This window comes from Ureibacillus thermophilus (assembly GCF_004331915.1).
GTDB classification, from domain to species: domain Bacteria; phylum Bacillota; class Bacilli; order Bacillales_A; family Planococcaceae; genus Ureibacillus; species Ureibacillus thermophilus.
Window position 1 is genome coordinate 748,582 of record NZ_CP036528.1, and the last position, 16,408, is coordinate 764,989.

Consider the following 16,408-nt stretch of genomic DNA (forward strand, 5'->3'; position numbering starts at 1 on the left):
TCACAACTGTCTTATAAGATGATGGTGAAAAAATGAGAAGGGGGAATAGTAATGAATTTTCCATCAGTGGATTATTCATGGCTCGGAAACGGGACGGTCATTGCGATTATCGCCATTGTCCACGTCATTATCAGCCATGGTGTAGCCATTGGAACATCCGTTTTGACCGTATCTTTGGAACATCGAGCGTTTAAGACGAACAATCAAAAACTAGATGGGTTGGCCAAAAACATTGCGAAATGGATTTTAATCATCACTACAACAGTAGGAGCGATGACCGGTGTGGGAATCTGGTTTTCGACAACGGTCATTCAGCCGGATTCGATTGGTTCTTTATTGCGAATCTTTTTCTGGGCTTGGGTAACAGAATGGGTTTGCTTTATCACCGAAGTCATTCTATTAATCATTTACTATTACACATGGGACCGTTGGCAAGATCCTGAGAAGAAAAGAAAACATATATATATAGGAGTTGGCTTAAGTATTGCTTCATGGCTGACAATGGCCATTATCACAGGCGTGTTGGCAGCAAAATTGACACCCGGGAAATGGATTGAGACATTCTCATTCTGGAATGCCTTCTTTAACCCAACGTATTTGCCTTCTTTAGGATTCCGAATGTTCTTAGCTATCTTATTGGCGATTGTACTTGTTTCATTATTCATACGTCTATTCGTAAAAGACCTTTCACTGAGGGAAGAATCCTTTAAAGTATTCGGTTTTTGGGGTGCGATTTCTTTGCCAATGACCTTCGTTTTAGGGCTTTGGTATTTATGGTCCATTCCAGATCAAGCCTACAATATGATTGTTTTGGCAACAGGAATGACCGAAAGTACATTTAAAATCATCAATGGTCTTGCATTATTGATTTTACTGGTTTTTTCTGTTTGGCTTATCCGAAGCCCGAAAAAAGTGCCCATTATCCTTTCTATAGCAGTGTTTGGTGCGTCCATCGGATTTATCGGAGAATTTGAGGTGGTAAGGGAATACATTCGAAAACCTTTCATCATTTATGATTACATGTACGCAAACGGACTTCTCGCCCAAGATCGGGAAAAAATGAATGAAGAGGGCTTTTTAGCCAATGCGACTTGGGCAAAAGAAAAGGAAATTACGGAAGAAAACAAAGTGGAGGCCGGAAGAGAAGTTTTTGTAGGCCAATGTATTGCTTGCCATACCATCGATGGTTGGAGAACAAAAAGGGCGTTAGGAAAGCGTTTAGCCGGATGGGATGAAGAAGCATTGAAAAGCTATATACCAACCATGCATACGGTGCGGGTTGCCATGCCTCCTTTCATGGGAACTGAAGAAGAATTGGATGCCTTAGCAGCCTATTTGAAATCAGAAATTGACCGCGTAAATAATGAAAAGGAGGTAAGTCAAAATGAATAATTTGCCGATTTCTCCTGATAATGCGTTACCAATTCCGGCACCTCTGGGTTTAATGGAATTATTAATCATCTTAACCTTTATCATTCATATTCTATTTGTAAATTTTACGGTTTCACTTGTAACGGGAGCAGTGGGATTAGAGATTGCCGGGAAAATTAAAAAAAGTGCTTTCTTGGATAAGATGGCAAAAAGTTGTTCTTTCCACGCATCCATTCATAAAAGCATCGCTGTTGTAATGGGGGTAGCTCCACTGCTCATTATCAGCGTGATTTATACTCAATATTTTTATTCCAGCACCATTTTAATCGGGAAAATATGGATCAGTGTCATTCCTTTATTAATCATTGCATTTCTTTTGTTATATCTTTATAAATTCACATGGGATAAGTGGCAAAATAAAAAAGCGCTGCATATTCTTGTAGGATTTGCAGCAATGTTGATATTGTTATATATCCCGCTTATTTTCATCGTGAATATTACTTCGATGCTGTATCCAGACAAGTGGGGCGAGGTTCAAGGATTTTTCCCTAGCTTATTGTATTATCCGCAAATTTGGCAAAGATATTTGCATTTCATCCTTGCCAGTCTTGCTACAGGCGGCTTTTATGTATTCCTGTTTTACGCATACAAAAGCCGAAAAAAAGGCGGTTTGGAAGATTATGAACAAAGCCTGAAATTATTTGGTGCCAAAGTGAGCTTATGGATTACAGTAGTGCAATTAATTGCAGGATTCATCCTGTTATTCGCCTTTAAACCGGAAGTCAGAATGTTGTTCATGGGTGAAGATTTGTTATTAACTACTTTATTAATGCTTTCAATCGTTTTAACCATTATTTTATGCGTCTTTTTATTCCTTGCGGGATATAAAGATTCTTTCAAATCCTTTGTTTTATCGGCGGCTGTGTTCGTGTTAATTGTGGGCATTATGGGATGGATCCGTCATGAAGTAAGAGAAACTTATTTATCCCCTTATTTTGATGAATTCCCAAGAACAGAGCAATCGATGGAAAAATAATATGAATTGCAAGCGGCAGTTTAGATGAAGCAGAAGCTTACTAAACTGCCTTTTATGTGCGCCCGGCATGTACATGAACGATAGGGTGTAAGTCCCGAACCCCGAAGACAGAAGTCAGCAGAGGTCATCGTATTAGTTGGTTTAGAACTACTAAGAAGGACCGAACAATTAAGAGAGAATAGCCCTTGGCATTCAGTGGGTCATGATGAACACAGAAAACGCAGTACCTCACTTGAGGAAGGAAGCGGTGAATCCCGTGGGGGACCTCTTGGAGGGTGGAGTGACCACTGGCATAAAGAGAACAGCTATTCACGGAAGTTATAAAAACTTGCGTCAATTATCTTAATTGAACCGCCGTATACGGAACCGTACGTACGGTGGTGTGAGAGGACGGGAGTTAACCGCTCCCTCCTACTCGATTTGTAAGAATATCGATGAAAGGAAGTATTTGAATTTATAAAATATTCGAATTTATAAAAAATAATTGCATAATTTACCAAATAAGATTATAAATATTAATATATTCTTATTTTTGTAGCATCAATTCTCGTATAATCTTTTTAATTGTCATAAAACAAGGAGGGGTTTGGATGGGAAATGTTCCTAAAGTGTTGCAAAATTTGCGTCTTCCCGTGATTGGGGCACCGATGTTTATTATTAGTACACCAAAGCTAGTGATTGCCCAGTGTAAAGCAGGAATTGTGGGTTCTATGCCGGCATTGAATGCAAGACCATCTAGTCAATTGGATGAATGGCTTGCGGAAATTACGGAAGAACTCGCCAGCTACAATGCCAAAAATCCGGATAAGCCTGCTGCACCTTTTGCCATTAATCAAATCGTTCATAAAACGAATGACCGTTTAGAAAAGGATATGGAACTTTGCGTTAAGTATAAAGTTCCTATTATTATTACGTCCCTTGGTGCACGGGAAGAGGTATATGAGGCTGCCCATAGTTATGGCGGTTTTGTATTCCATGATGTCATTAATAATACCTTTGCCAAAAAAGCCATTCAAAAAGGGGCAGATGGACTGGTGGCAGTGGCGGCAGGAGCTGGTGGACATGCTGGAACCCAAAGCCCGTTTGCTCTTGTACAAGAAATTCGGGAATGGTTTGATGGTCCATTAGCTTTATCGGGAGCGATTGCACGCGGACACTCTATTTTAGCTGCACAAACAATCGGAGCCGACTTTGCATATATTGGTTCTCCATTCATTGCAACCCATGAAGCCCGGGCGGCGGAGGAATACAAGCAAATGATTGTGGATAGTTCTGCAGAAGATATTGTTTACAGCAATCTTTTTACAGGCGTACATGGGAACTATTTGAAAGGCTCCATCATTAACGCCGGCTTGGACCCGAATAATTTGAAAGAAAGCGACCCTTCAGCCATGAACTTTAAAGAAGCCGGCAAAAAAGCCTGGAAAGACATTTGGGGAAGCGGCCAAGGAATTGGGGTTATCAAAGAAATTACTTCTACAGAGCAGCTGGTGGATCGATTATACGAAGAATATCATCAAGCCTATGAGGAGTTAATTCAAAAGAGAGCCGTATATGCGAATCAATAAAATATGCAGCACTTCCTAATGGTAGACAGATTCTCGCATCTGTTTAACATAGGAAGTTTTTTGTTTGCATTTATATTTGGTGCGGAAGCTGCTTCTTTTAGTGCGTTTACAACCTTATTTCGTGCGGATGAAGTTTCCATTAGTGCGTTTACAACTTAATTTGGTGCGAATTAAAAAATTATACCCAACTGAAAAGGGAAAAAACATTTATCCATTGCTTAAAAGAGAACACGACTATTCCAATGCCGTGGCTTTAAAAGGACTTTCTGAAACAGAAGTGGAATCATTATTCCATCTTTTGCAGCGAGTAAGAAAAAATGTAGAAAAAGATTGGGAATACGTCAAAAAAGGGAATAAACGAAATTATTAGCGGCAAGGAGAGATTTTGTATGGCCATTGAAATAAAAAGATGCACCCTTGAAGATATCAAAACATTGCAAAAGGTCGGCAGGGAAACCTTTTATGAATCTTTTAAAGACCAAAACTCCCCTGAAAATATGAAAGCCTATTTGGAAAAAGCTTTCAATTTGGAACAGCTTGAAAAGGAACTAGCCAATAAGCACTCACAATTTTATTTTGTAATCGTTGATAAGGAAGTGGTGGGGTATTTGAAGGTCAATGTTGATGATGCACAAACGGAAAAGATGGGCAAAGAATACCTGGAAATTGAACGCATTTATATTCGACAAACCTTTCAAAAATATGGACTCGGCAAATGTTTGTTTAATAAAGCTGTTGAAATTGCAAAGGCATTAAATAAGAAAAAAATTTGGCTTGGGGTTTGGGAAAAGAATGAAAATGCCATTGGTTTCTATGAGAAAATGGGATTTGTTAAAACTGGCTCCCATGTCTTTTATTTGGGCGATGAGGAGCAAACGGATTACATTATGGTTAAAACATTGGAAGGTTGATGCGGAGCAAAGAAATAGTTTTGGGAGAACCCTCGTATTTTGGCTGTTTTCCAAATGCGGGGGTTTTTTATTTTCAGAAGGATACAAAAAGGATAAATTTGTATGTTACCTTGGTATTGGAGGGATGGAGATGGCTTTCAATCTGCTTTTAGTAGAAGATGACGAGGAAATACGAGAAATTATAACAGATTATTTCACCGAAAAAAGCAACGGGACGTTTATCGTAAATGCAGCGAAAGATGGAGAGGAAGGTTTACAAAAATTGTATAGCGACGATTATGATTTGGTGCTTCTTGATGTGATGCTGCCGGAGTTGGATGGATTTACCCTTTGCCGGGAACTTCGAAAGTCGAGCGATGTTCCCATTATCTTTCTAACGGCAAGGGAAGCGGAGAATGACCGTTTATTCGGCTACCAGCTAGGATGCGACGACTATGTCACAAAGCCCTTTTCGTTGGCTGAACTGTATGCCAAAACCAATGCTTTATTGAAGCGAGCAAAGGGAATGGTGCGGCATGAAATTATGAAGGCGGGAAGCATTACATTAGATCCTTACCGATATACGGTGTTTGTCAATGATGAAGAGGTAATGCTTGCACCAAAAGAATTTGCCATTTTAAAAATTTTGATGGACCATCCTGGTAAAGTCGTTAGCAGGGAGACGTTGCTTGTCCGGATTTGGGGATATGATTTTGAAGGCAATGAACGGGTAGTGGACAACCATGTAAAAAAATTACGAAAAGCTTTAGGCAGTGCTTCATCCCAAATCAAAACCGTATTCAAAAAAGGATACAAGCTTGAGGTGAATGAATGAAAAGGGATCATCCAAAGAGAAAAATCTATTTACGTATCTTTAGTTTGTTACTAGCTATCTATCTAATATTAATGTTGGCGTTTAGCACATTTTTTTTATCCAAGCAAAAGAAAATCGCCATGATGGACCTTCAAACGGACGGTTTATATTTAAGCACCAGTATAGAAAGAATCATTAAAGACTATGTTAGTAACAATCAAATTATAGATATAACCAAAGTAAGAAAAGAATTGGTTAATACATTATATTTGGAACCAGATACAGAATTGGCTTTTTTTACGGGAGATTACGAACTAGTATATAATACCAACCCTTATTGGACTGCCAGCTATACTTCACAAGTGGTTGGAAATAATTATTACACCGATTACGCTTATATTAATCCTGAAGACTGGTTTAGTGATGAAGAAAGTCAAGAGATTGAAGATTATTTATATGCTGCACCAAAGGCTGAAAAAGTTGGGGACTTATCAGGATATGCGGTTTATGTAGAGGGTTTTTGGTTGGATAATGAAATGATGATTCCTAAAACAATCTACGTACATAGAATGTATGCAGATGAGTTTAACAAAAATGGAGAGTTAAGTAGAAGTAGTGGTGTTCCTGGCGACGTAATTGTGTATGAAACGAATTATGAAAATAAAAAAGGTTTACCCTATTATGACCAAACTGCAGAGATCATTCCAAATAATTTAGGTAATCCGAATAACGAGGAACAGAATGCATTGCGGAAAGCAGTCATAAATCCAGCCAATTTAAATCAATTGATTCCCCCATTATTCATGAAACTGGAGAAATCAGAAGTATACTCGGAAAAAGTCAACCTTTTCAATTATCGCTTTTATTGGATTGAGCCTTATCAAAGGACCCTAGAAGATGGTAGCTACAGCCCTTTTTGGACTGTCGTAGGCCGCAATGTGAACTTATGGGAACAAACTGTGCCGACATTAAAGTTTATCTGGGCTACCGGTTTCATCATCATAATCTTTGCGTTCATTCTTTCTAGTCAAACATATAAAACGATTCAAAAACGAAAAATACTTGAAAAACAGCGCAGGGAAATGGTCAATGCTTTGGCTCACGACTTAAAAACGCCTTTAAGTATCATTTCTGGTTATGCTCAAAACTTACAGGAAAATGTGCTGGCGGAAAAAAGGGAACATTATATTGCTCAAATTCAGGAAAATGTAGGAAGAATGGATAATATCATAAGAGAAATGCTGGAATTATCGAAGGTAGAATCGGATACTTTTCAAATGAATGTGGAGGAAGTATCCCTTCGCGGCTTATGCCAAGAAGTGCTTCAACGGTATAAACCGATTTGCGATGAAAAAGGAATTAATTTGCAGCTGGAAGGGGAGGCCGTTGTAAAAGCGGACGCTTCTTTATTGGCAAGGGTAATGGATAATTTTGTGATTAATGCCATTGAGAATACCCCTGAAGATGGCAACATACGAATCAGCATTCATGACCATCTGCTTGAAGTGTATAACAGTGGAAGCCGAATACCGGAAGATCAAATAGAGGATGTTTGGCTTCCTTTTAAGAAGGGGGAAGCGTCCCGCGGAAAAACAAAAGGGACAGGGTTAGGACTAGCCATTGCCCGCTCCATTTTAGAATTGCATCATTTTTCTTACGGAGCAAAAAATCTTGATGATGGTGTTGTCTTTTGGTTTAAGTTTCAGTAAGTTTGTTGCTTTTTGCAAATAATCCGTTGAAAATGCCGATGCTCCAGAAGCTTTTTAAATAATAATTTAAATCTCATATTCGGGAAGGGGAATTCTTAATAATCATTGGATATTTCTTACAGAAAGATGGAAAAACTTTTTGAAGGCTGCTAGGAGATAAAATGGAACCAAATGGCATAATAATGGAAAGGCTATCCGAACAGTCAATGAAGATTGAATATCGGATAAGCCTTTCAATAATGATTGTTGCTTGCGTTCTTTATTCTGCTCTGCAATTTGTTTGAGTAAAGCGATGATTTCTTTATTTTGTTTGACTTGAATTTCACTATTGATGCGAATGATTCGGATTCCTCTAAACACTAAAGCAATTAATAATATAGGTATAAGCCAAAATATTAATAAAATGATTTGAGCCCAATTCTATTCCTACACCTTTTTTATACTTAAATTTACTATAATGGTATAAAAATTTTAAATGAATAGGGAATGGGCTTGTCTAAAAAGTCCATAAAAACAGAGCGAATGGAGAAAACAATGAGTTTTTCCATTCGCTCTGTTTCCTTATTTTTGAAATTGGTTTGGGAATGAAGGCAATATCATTTTCTTGTAATTTTATTTCTAAATCTAGAGGCAAAACTAATTGATTCATGTTATAATATTTGAACATAAGGACCCTTCTTTCTGTTAGGTTTTGTGTGCTAACTTAATTTTAACAGAAGAGGTCCTTATTTTTTATTGAAAAAATGAAAAACAGCCCATGAAATTTCATTCCAAAATTTCATGGGCTGTTTCCATTTTAGAGGGGGTTTTGTCCCAGCCTCTTTTTTAGATTTGTCCCAACCTCTATTTAGGTTTCTTTATTTACCCGATCTTTAGGCAAGAAAAAGGCTACTAAAAGAATACTTGGCAAAAGGGATATGATTTTCATCGTTAAATCGATTCCAATGGTATCAAGAAGCCAGCCAATCGCTACCGAACCAATTGCGCCCATCCCAAAGGCAAATCCTGTTGTCAGTCCTGCCATAGTTCCAATTTTCGAAGGGACCAATTCTTGCGCATAAACGACTGTAACGGAGAAGCTAATCATAATTAGTGTTCCGATCATGATAAGAAACACGGGTACAAGCCAAAGGGGCAAGTATGGCAGCAATAGGCATAAAGGAATCGGCACTACAACCGAAAGAAGAATTACGTTTTTGCGCCCGATGCGGTCAGATAATGAACCTCCAAAAAATGTTCCAATAACGCCAAATGCCATAAAAATAAAAATGAAAATTTGGCCGATGCGGGTTGTTAAGTCATAATGGTCAATTAAATAGAATACATAGTAATTTTGAATGTTTGTCGTATAAAATGAACGGGCAAAGATGATGGTAAACAGCAATAGCAGGGCAATCCCCACTTGTTTTTTTGTTAATGGCGGGAGAGAAGAGATTAGTATCTTTTTTTTGTTTTGATCCAACTTTTCTAAGCGCAACTGGCGGGCATACCACTTAGAGATATATGACAACAATATAATGCCGATTGCAACAAGTAAAAGAAGAACGGCTGCTCCCCGCTGTCCTAGAGCATCTAAAATAAAAGCGCCGATTAATGGAGCGATGGCTTGTCCAGAATTTCCGCCAACTTGATAGATGGATTGGGAAAGTCCACGTTTATTTCCTGCAGACATAAAAGAAACGCGGGAACCTTCGGGATGGAAAATGGCAGAACCAAACCCGAGGAAAATGGCTGCAATTAAAATCATGTAATATTGGTTGGCAAAAGCGAACATGCTTAACCCAATGAAGACGCTTGTCATCCCAATGGGCAATGCATAAGGGAACGGTTTTTTATCACTGATGAATCCAATAATTGGCTGAAGGGTGGATGAAACCATATTTAGAATAAAGGTAATAAGCCCCAGCTGTGTGAAAGTAAAGCCTAAATCCCTCGAAAGATAAGGGAACATGGCAGGCGCAATATTTTGAACTGTATCATTAATTAAATGTCCTGCTGCAATGGCTATCATGATTGGATAAATAGGTACTTGATTATTTTTCTCTACCAATGTAGCGTCACACCTTCTGCATAAATTAGAAAAATCCGTTATTTTCCATTTTAAACAATTCATCATAGAAATGAAAAGAAGGATTTTGCTATTTCGCGATTTTGTGCTGTTTTGAAGAAAATTATACAATCATCATATAGAAAAAATTTTTTATTTAAACAAAGGGGTTTTTACTTGTGATGGCAGACCAGCATTTCAATTGGAAACTTAATATTAGCATTTTTCTTGCAAGCCAAACCATATCGCTTTTCGGTTCTTCCATTGTCCAATATGCCATCATGTGGTACATCACTCTAACAACTCAATCGGGCATTATGATGACAATCGGGATTCTTTGCGGGTTTGTTCCTACCTTTTTATTATCTCCTTTTGGAGGGGTATGGGCGGACCGGTATAACAGGAAAATGTTAATCATGTTATCAGATTCAGCTATTGCTTTTGCTACACTGATTTTAGCCATTGTTTTCTTAAGCGGTTATAAGTCCCTTTGGATGCTCTTTCTAATCTATATCATTCGTTCGATTGGGGCAGGTATTCAAATGCCGGCAGTAAGTGCAATCTTGCCGCAAATGGTGCCTGAAGAAAAGTTAACAAAAGTGAATGGTATCAATGGAAGCATTCAAGCCTTTGTCATGTTGATATCACCGATAATTAGTGCGGCATTGCTTTCTATCATCACATTGGAAATGATGTTTTTTATTGATGTAGTGACAGCTGCTATTGCAGTTTCTACATTATTGTTCTTTTTGAAAATTCCACCTCATCAAAAGGCTTCTGAGAAACAACAAACCAGCTATTTGGAAGATTTTAAAGAAGGCGTTTCTTATATTCACAATCATGTTTTCTTAAAAATGCTGTTTACTTTTTTTGCGATTTTTTTCGTACTGGCAGCACCTGTGTCCTTCCTGACGCCATTGCAAGTTACCCGAGCATTTGGAGGGGATGTATGGAAGCTTTCAGCCATTGAAATGGCCTTTTCCATTGGCATGATTTTTGGAGGTGCTGTTATCGCTGTATGGGGCGGATTTAGGAATCGAATGTATACCATGGCATTATCCGGCTGTCTTTTTGCTGTATGTACATTGCTTTTAGGAATTGTGCCAGATTTCTGGGTGTATTGCGGGATTATGGCGGCAGCGGGCGTAACGATGCCTTTATTTAATACGCCGACTACAGTATTGTTGCAGGAAAAAGTGGAGGGAGATTATTTAGGAAGGGTCTTTGGCGTGTTTAATATGATTTCCACCTCCATGATGCCATTGGGAATGCTCATCTTTGGCCCAATCAGCGATTTTGTGAAAATAGAGTGGCTGTTAATTGGCACAGGTATTGCTATGATTTTGCTCAATTTTATATTATTAGCAAGCAAAGTGATGGTGGAGGCAGGAAAGCCGGTGGAGAAAACATAAAAAAAGCGCGGCATTTTCGCCGCGCTTTTTTTATGTGCGCCCGGCATGTACATCAACGATAGGGTGTAAGTCCCGAACCCCGAAGACAGAAGTAGAGGTTAGCTCAACGCAAGGGTGTCCGTGGTGACGCGGAATGTGAAGGAAGCTGGAGGCAAACTTCCTGTCCGAGGAACACGAACCTCATATAAGGCTAGGGATGATTGAGTGAGTTTGCAAAACAAAACAAAGCTCTTTCTGTCGAAGGTCATATCGAGTAAATGAGGCGGATAGATGGTGTGAAAGTGCATGTACTTACCCGGGGAGGTCTGGCGGATAGGTGAAGTACGCTTCATAACCTACTTAGTGATAAGTAGCTGAACCGTCAGAAGTCAGCAGAGGCATAGTATTAGTTGGTCTAGAACAACTAAGAAGGACCGAACAATGAAGAGAGAATAGCCCTTGGCATTCAGTGAGTCATGATGAACACAGAAAACGCAGTACCTCACTTGAGGAAGGAAGCGGTGAATCCCGTGGGAGACCTCTTGGTGGGTGGAGTGACCACTGGCATAAGAAGACAAGCTAATCACGGAAGGAGAATAACGATGCGTTCGATATGCGGATGAGTGTAACATTTACGTGAAAAGTAAACGAGCAGGACTTCGCACAATGGCAAGCGTATGAATGGGGAAATACTCGGAAGAGTTATTGGCGTATTTCAAATAGTCCAATATTACACAGAACCCTTGGTAACTCCTATTGGAGAAACCAAGGGCTGAAAAGTCTTGAAGCTCGTTATGAAAACTTGCGTCAATGATCTTAATTGAACCGCCATATACGGAACCGTATGTACGGTGGTGTGAGAGGACGGGAGTTAATCGCTCCCTCCTACTCGATTAATATGCTAAACCATATAATGCTTTGATATGTGATAAATAGCGCACATGACTGGCTTCTTTCATTAAAGAAGCAGGCAAGCCTTTTAGAAGGATATTGTTTTGGCCGACTGTTGCGACGCCATCTTTGCGTCCAAGGCTTGCAAGGGTACCAGAGTTCACTGGGCTGAATTCTTTTAGTTTTTGACCTCTAATTGTTGCATATAGGTTATAACCTGCGCATTCGCCCATTTGCCATGCGTTTTGAGCAGTTGGTGCATATAATGGACGGCCTCCGCCTTCAGGAAGGGCAACAGAGGCATCCCCAACAACAAATACATCCGGATGGGATTTAGAACGTAAATATTCATCAATGATGGCTTTGCCGCGGTCGCATTCAAGGCCGGATTCTTGTACGATTGGCAGAGCTGCAACGCCGCCTGTCCATACAAACGTATTAGCTGTAATTGTTGATCCGTCTTTTAATGAAATCACATTGCCTTCAACGCCTGTTACAGGTAGGCCAGTCAAGAATTCAACACCACGAGCTTCTAAAGATTTTGTTGCACGTTCAATTAATTCATCAGGCAATACTGGTAAAATTTTCGGACCAGCTTCAATTAATTTGATTTTTAATTCTTTAGGGTCTACAGCATATTTCGCGCAAATATTTGGTGCGTTATCCACGATTTCGCCGACAAGTTCCACACCTGTTAAACCGCCGCCGCCGATAACGATTGTTGCATCCGCTTCGTCTTTTGTTTTTGCATAAGAGGCAATTTTGCTTTCAATATGATTGTAAATTCTTTTTGCGTCATCCACAGATTTCAATACCATTGAATTTTCTTCCAAGCCTGGAATGCCGAAGAAACCAGTTTGGCTGCCAAGGGCCACAACTAAGTAATCATAAGAGATGACTGAGCCGTTTGCTAAAAATACTTCTTTATTTTTCACGTTGAATGATTTTACTTCTTGGATTACTGTTTCAATATCTTTCCCTTTAAATAATTTTTTTAATGGGAAGGAGATTGCTTTTTCAGAAATTGTTCCACCGGCAAGGCGATGCAATTCTGTGATTAATTGGTGGTCGGGATATTTATTTACAACTGTAATTTTGGCTTCATCTTTATTTGCATATTTCCGCAATGTTAAGGCAGTTAAGACACCACCATAGCCAGCACCTAAGATGACGATGTGTTTTGACATAGTATTCCTCCGTCCTTACATTATTAAATAACAAACCATTCAATTATTGATTTTTGCGTTCAGCTGATACTTCTAAAAAGGCGTTTGCAAAGCGTAAAAGTTTTTGTACTTCAGGATTTTTTAACAATTTCAATACGCCGAATAAACCGATTGCTTCCGTAGATTCTTCAGCGCGATCTTTCGCTTCAATAGCAGTTTGCGCCAAGCCTTTTACAGTGCTAATTACAGGTTCGGAAACTTCTTTAATTGCGTTCACTGTATCGCTTTTTAATACCTCATCTGTTGCTACCTGCTGTGCTAAATCGTATGCTTTTGTAAGAAGTCCAACAACTTCAGCAAGTTTTGGGAGTTGTTCAACTAAATATGTCAAGGACTCTTGCACTTCAGGTTTTAATAATTGATCCAGCAAATCTTGCTGCTCTTTGCTAACAGAGGACTGAACTTGATTCACTAATTCTTCTGACATACCCATTCTCCTTTACTTATCTTTGTTCCCACAACATGGGAAGAAAAAAACTCAACAACTATGTGAAACATTTAACAAAGTTAACTATAGTTTAAATATAATACAAATATCCTTTAAATCAAAGTACTGTTTTTATTGTCAAACATATGATTATAAATCCATCAAATTGAAAGCGTTTTCCATTTTTTATCATTTATTTATTAAATGGGGAAATTACCGCTTTTTGAATTGCTCTAAAATTTTGACAAAACTATTACGAAATTGTTGAGTTTTTTTGAATTCTTTTTCCAATAATTGAATTATACGCTTTCTCTAATTTATTTTCTAATATTATTTTGCTTTTTGTTATTATAAATTGATAAAAAAATAATATTTTTTATTATTATGTTGTTGAAAATGGAAAAGGGGCTGTCCAGAAAGTCGAACACTTTCGGAAACAGCCTTACTTCTTATAGTAATATGCTCTTAAAAACTTTCCCTGCGGTGGTTACAAAACGCGCCTCCTCGTCGCAATTTATCTGCGGCAAAAACTCTAGCTACAGCCGCAAAGGGGGTGTCTCAAAATGACTTTTCAGACGCCCTCTTTTTATGAAATGTATATTCTCCATTGGTCGCTTCTGTTAATGCTTTTTCTTCAAGTGGAATACGTATGGACAATATGATAAAATTTAAAGCTGTGAAAAAAAGGGCTGTGATATAAGCTTGAAACATCATAGGCAGTAGAACAATTTCGCAGCATACGACAATATAATTTGGATGTTTAAAGAAAGCATAGGGACCTGTCTTTACGATTTTTGCTCCTGGGAGGACGATAATTTTTGTATTCCAAAACATTCCTAATGAAATTAGACACCAAATTCTTAAAGCTTGGACTAATAAAAAAATGAAAAATAAATAGATGAAATATGGAGATAGGGAACGCTGAAATAACATGAATTCAGCAATAAGACTAATGAAAAAACTAACATGGAGCAAAATCATGAATGGGTAATGAAAAGCCCCCACCTCATAAGCGCCAAGTTGTTTCATATGTCTTTCGTTGCGTTTGGCAATGATTAATTCGATGATTCTTTGCATGATGACAAAAGATATAATGAAAATAAAAATTTTCAATTTACTCCCTCCATTGCAGCAATACCGATTCCCCGCTAAATCCTGGCCCAAGGGCTACCAATAAACCGTAAGAACCCCCTTTCTTGATTCTTTTCATATATTCATCCAACACATACAGTACCGTCGGCGAAGACATATTGCCGTTTTCTTGAAGAACTTTTCGGGAAAGCTTGATATGTTGGTCGCTTAGATTCAACGCTTCTTTGTAGGCTAACAACACTTTTTTGCCGCCGGGATGGGCAATAAAATGTTCCAAATCCTTTATTGATAGCCCAACTTCCTCGAAAAATGATTCAATAAATGGGCCTAGCCATTTGGAAATAATGGTAGGGATGCTTTTTGAAAAAATGACATGAAGACCATCATTTTTGATATCCCAGCCCATGACGTCCTCAGAGTCGGGCATCCATTTAGAAGCCGTTCTTATAATAGAAGGAACCATTTTTTGATTTTCCACATTGGCTTCATCGCCGCATACAAGGGCGCAAGCAACGCCATCTGCAAATAGGGAAGCCCCCACTAAATTGCTTTTGGAAAAATCGTTCCGTTGAAAAGTCAGACTGCATAATTCAACGCACACAACGAGCACTTTTTCTTTCGGATGGGCAAGGCAATAATCATAGGCTCTGCTAATGCCTGATGCTCCACCGACGCATCCAAGCCCCCAGATGGGCAACCGTTTGATTCGGTCGGAAAATGTAAGTTGATTCATAATTCGTGCATCAATGCTTGGTGTGGAGATGCCGGTGCTGGATACAAAGAAAATGGCATCAATTTCTTCTGTAGAAATCGGCCTTTTTAAATACATTTCATTTTGGAGGCATTTTTGGATAGCTTTTACGCTATAATCCACAGCTAATTGAATGTATAATTGATTGCGTTCTTCAAAGGTATGCTCTTCTTTATGCCATTCAAGGGGCACACAAAAATGCCGCTTCTCAATCTCCCCATTCTCAAACACTTTTAATAGCCGATTTAATTGAGGAATATTGTTTTGAAATATTGTTTTAGTAAATTGCTCAATTTCTTGTTGATGCAGTGTATAAGGTGGTTGATACTTGCTAACAGAAACAATTTTAGGCATTGCTGCTCTTCCTTTTTTCTATTAGCATCCCCCACAGATTTTTAAGTATGCATAAAATGTCACTTCCAATTTCCGCTCTGTTTATCATTTAAAGAGAAAGTTTTTTGCAATAATTCCAAATAAAGGATAAAGTATTCAATGCAATCTTTTACCAGTTCGGTGAAAGTAGAGAATTCCGGCCCCTTTTGATAATGCAAATAGTCGTTCTTTAATACTTCCAACAATTTTTTGGAGAATAAATGAATGTTAGTAGAATGGAATTTTTCTAAACATTGAATGAGACTGCTGAATAGCACGGTATCCTCTGAATCAGGATGTTCGATAATGGCTATATCTTTTACAAGCACTTCAAGGGATTTAATATAACCGAAAAAGGCAAGATCATCATGGCCATGCAAATCGGCTTGAACCGATTGAGTATATAGATTTTGAAATTTTTTTGATGTGTTTTGAATTAACGTTTCGTTGCGGAAAGTATATTCTGGAATCGTTAATATATATTGATTTTGGGCATTGCTTAATTTTTCAGAATGGTTGATGACAAAATAGTCCTTTCTGCAAGATGGGCAAACAAAAGATAATGCATGAATGTGAAAATTTTTATTTTCAAAGTGATGAGTATTTTCAAGGGTTGGGTGTATATCTAGATTGCAATGAGGACATTTATTCAAAATTATGTATTCACGGTTGTCATACAGATATTTAATTTTTGTCAGTTTTTTCTCCTTTTTTTTTATCATTCGACAAATCTCCTTTATGCGATTAATAGGCATAAATTTCTTTAGATATAATTTCCATTTTAATAAGAAATTATTCAAAATTTGTATAAAGTGGAAAAGCC

At 38.2% G+C, this 16,408-nt stretch carries 14 protein-coding genes and 2 pseudogenes; 10 read left to right on the forward strand and 6 right to left on the reverse strand.

Annotation, left to right across the window (positions count from 1 at the left end; genetic code table 11):
- Positions 1–51: 51 nt before the first annotated feature.
- The 8 genes and pseudogenes from DKZ56_RS03670 (at position 52) to DKZ56_RS03705 (ending at position 7,388) form a co-directional block, all read left to right on the forward strand.
- Positions 52–1,392 carry a c-type cytochrome gene (locus tag DKZ56_RS03670; RefSeq protein WP_208651351.1) on the forward strand — a complete coding sequence of 447 codons (1,341 nt, stop codon included), beginning with the start codon at positions 52–54 and terminating at the stop codon, positions 1,390–1,392.
- Complete coding sequence (locus DKZ56_RS03675; protein WP_208651352.1) at positions 1,385–2,407, forward strand: cytochrome ubiquinol oxidase subunit I; 1,023 nt, start codon at positions 1,385–1,387, stop codon at positions 2,405–2,407. The genes DKZ56_RS03670 and DKZ56_RS03675 overlap by 8 nt, the downstream gene beginning before the upstream one ends.
- A 205-nt stretch (positions 2,408–2,612) precedes the next feature.
- The gene (locus DKZ56_RS03680; protein WP_222837137.1) at positions 2,613–2,753 is read left to right on the forward strand and encodes a hypothetical protein; all 141 of its coding nucleotides are present in this window, start codon (positions 2,613–2,615) and stop codon (positions 2,751–2,753) included.
- Positions 2,754–2,997: 244 nt separating this feature from the next.
- The gene (locus DKZ56_RS03685) at positions 2,998–3,975 is read left to right on the forward strand and encodes an NAD(P)H-dependent flavin oxidoreductase (protein WP_208651366.1); all 978 of its coding nucleotides are present in this window, start codon (positions 2,998–3,000) and stop codon (positions 3,973–3,975) included.
- A 166-nt stretch (positions 3,976–4,141) separates the two neighbouring features.
- Positions 4,142–4,345: pseudogene (locus tag DKZ56_RS03690) on the forward strand (MarR family transcriptional regulator); the annotation flags it as partial.
- A 19-nt stretch (positions 4,346–4,364) separates the two neighbouring features.
- Positions 4,365–4,886, forward strand: a complete 522-nt coding sequence (gene paiA / locus DKZ56_RS03695) for a spermidine/spermine N(1)-acetyltransferase (protein ID WP_208651367.1) — start codon at positions 4,365–4,367, stop codon at positions 4,884–4,886.
- Between the two features lie 130 nt (positions 4,887–5,016).
- Positions 5,017–5,700 carry a response regulator transcription factor gene (locus tag DKZ56_RS03700; RefSeq protein WP_208651368.1) on the forward strand — a complete coding sequence of 228 codons (684 nt, stop codon included), beginning with the start codon at positions 5,017–5,019 and terminating at the stop codon, positions 5,698–5,700.
- Positions 5,697–7,388 carry a sensor histidine kinase gene (locus DKZ56_RS03705; protein WP_208651369.1) on the forward strand — a complete coding sequence of 564 codons (1,692 nt, stop codon included), beginning with the start codon at positions 5,697–5,699 and terminating at the stop codon, positions 7,386–7,388. Before DKZ56_RS03700 ends, DKZ56_RS03705 begins: the two co-directional genes overlap by 4 nt.
- Positions 7,389–8,235: 847 nt before the next feature.
- Here DKZ56_RS03705 and DKZ56_RS03710 read toward each other — a convergent pair.
- Positions 8,236–9,399 carry an MFS transporter gene (locus DKZ56_RS03710; protein WP_208652152.1) on the reverse strand — a complete coding sequence of 388 codons (1,164 nt, stop codon included), beginning with the start codon at positions 9,397–9,399 and terminating at the stop codon, positions 8,236–8,238.
- Between the two features lie 218 nt (positions 9,400–9,617).
- Between DKZ56_RS03710 and DKZ56_RS03715 the strand changes: the two genes are divergently transcribed.
- Together DKZ56_RS03715 and DKZ56_RS15485 are read left to right on the forward strand one after the other, a co-directional pair.
- The gene (locus DKZ56_RS03715) at positions 9,618–10,847 is read left to right on the forward strand and encodes an MFS transporter (protein WP_208651370.1); all 1,230 of its coding nucleotides are present in this window, start codon (positions 9,618–9,620) and stop codon (positions 10,845–10,847) included.
- 649 nt (positions 10,848–11,496) lie between these two features.
- Positions 11,497–11,640: pseudogene (locus tag DKZ56_RS15485) on the forward strand (group II intron reverse transcriptase/maturase); the annotation flags it as partial.
- A gap of 79 nt (positions 11,641–11,719) precedes the next feature.
- On the opposite strand, the gene DKZ56_RS03720 reads toward DKZ56_RS15485, so the two are convergent.
- The 5 genes from DKZ56_RS03720 to DKZ56_RS03740 all read right to left on the reverse strand — a co-directional run bounded on the left by DKZ56_RS03720 (position 11,720) and on the right by DKZ56_RS03740 (position 16,307).
- Positions 11,720–12,904: an NAD(P)/FAD-dependent oxidoreductase gene (locus DKZ56_RS03720; RefSeq protein ID WP_208651372.1), complete on the reverse strand. Its 1,185-nt coding sequence runs from the start codon at positions 12,902–12,904 to the stop codon at positions 11,720–11,722.
- 43 nt (positions 12,905–12,947) lie between these two features.
- Positions 12,948–13,370: a DUF1641 domain-containing protein gene (locus DKZ56_RS03725; protein ID WP_208651373.1), complete on the reverse strand. Its 423-nt coding sequence runs from the start codon at positions 13,368–13,370 to the stop codon at positions 12,948–12,950.
- 558 nt (positions 13,371–13,928) lie between these two features.
- Positions 13,929–14,447, reverse strand: coding sequence for an isoprenylcysteine carboxyl methyltransferase family protein (locus DKZ56_RS03730; RefSeq protein ID WP_245989628.1), 519 nt, complete (start codon positions 14,445–14,447; stop codon positions 13,929–13,931).
- A gap of 37 nt (positions 14,448–14,484) precedes the next feature.
- Complete coding sequence (locus DKZ56_RS03735; protein WP_208651375.1) at positions 14,485–15,567, reverse strand: type III polyketide synthase; 1,083 nt, start codon at positions 15,565–15,567, stop codon at positions 14,485–14,487.
- Positions 15,568–15,626: 59 nt separating this feature from the next.
- Positions 15,627–16,307, reverse strand: a complete 681-nt coding sequence (locus DKZ56_RS03740) for a hypothetical protein (RefSeq protein WP_208651377.1) — start codon at positions 16,305–16,307, stop codon at positions 15,627–15,629.
- Positions 16,308–16,408 lie beyond the last annotated feature (101 nt).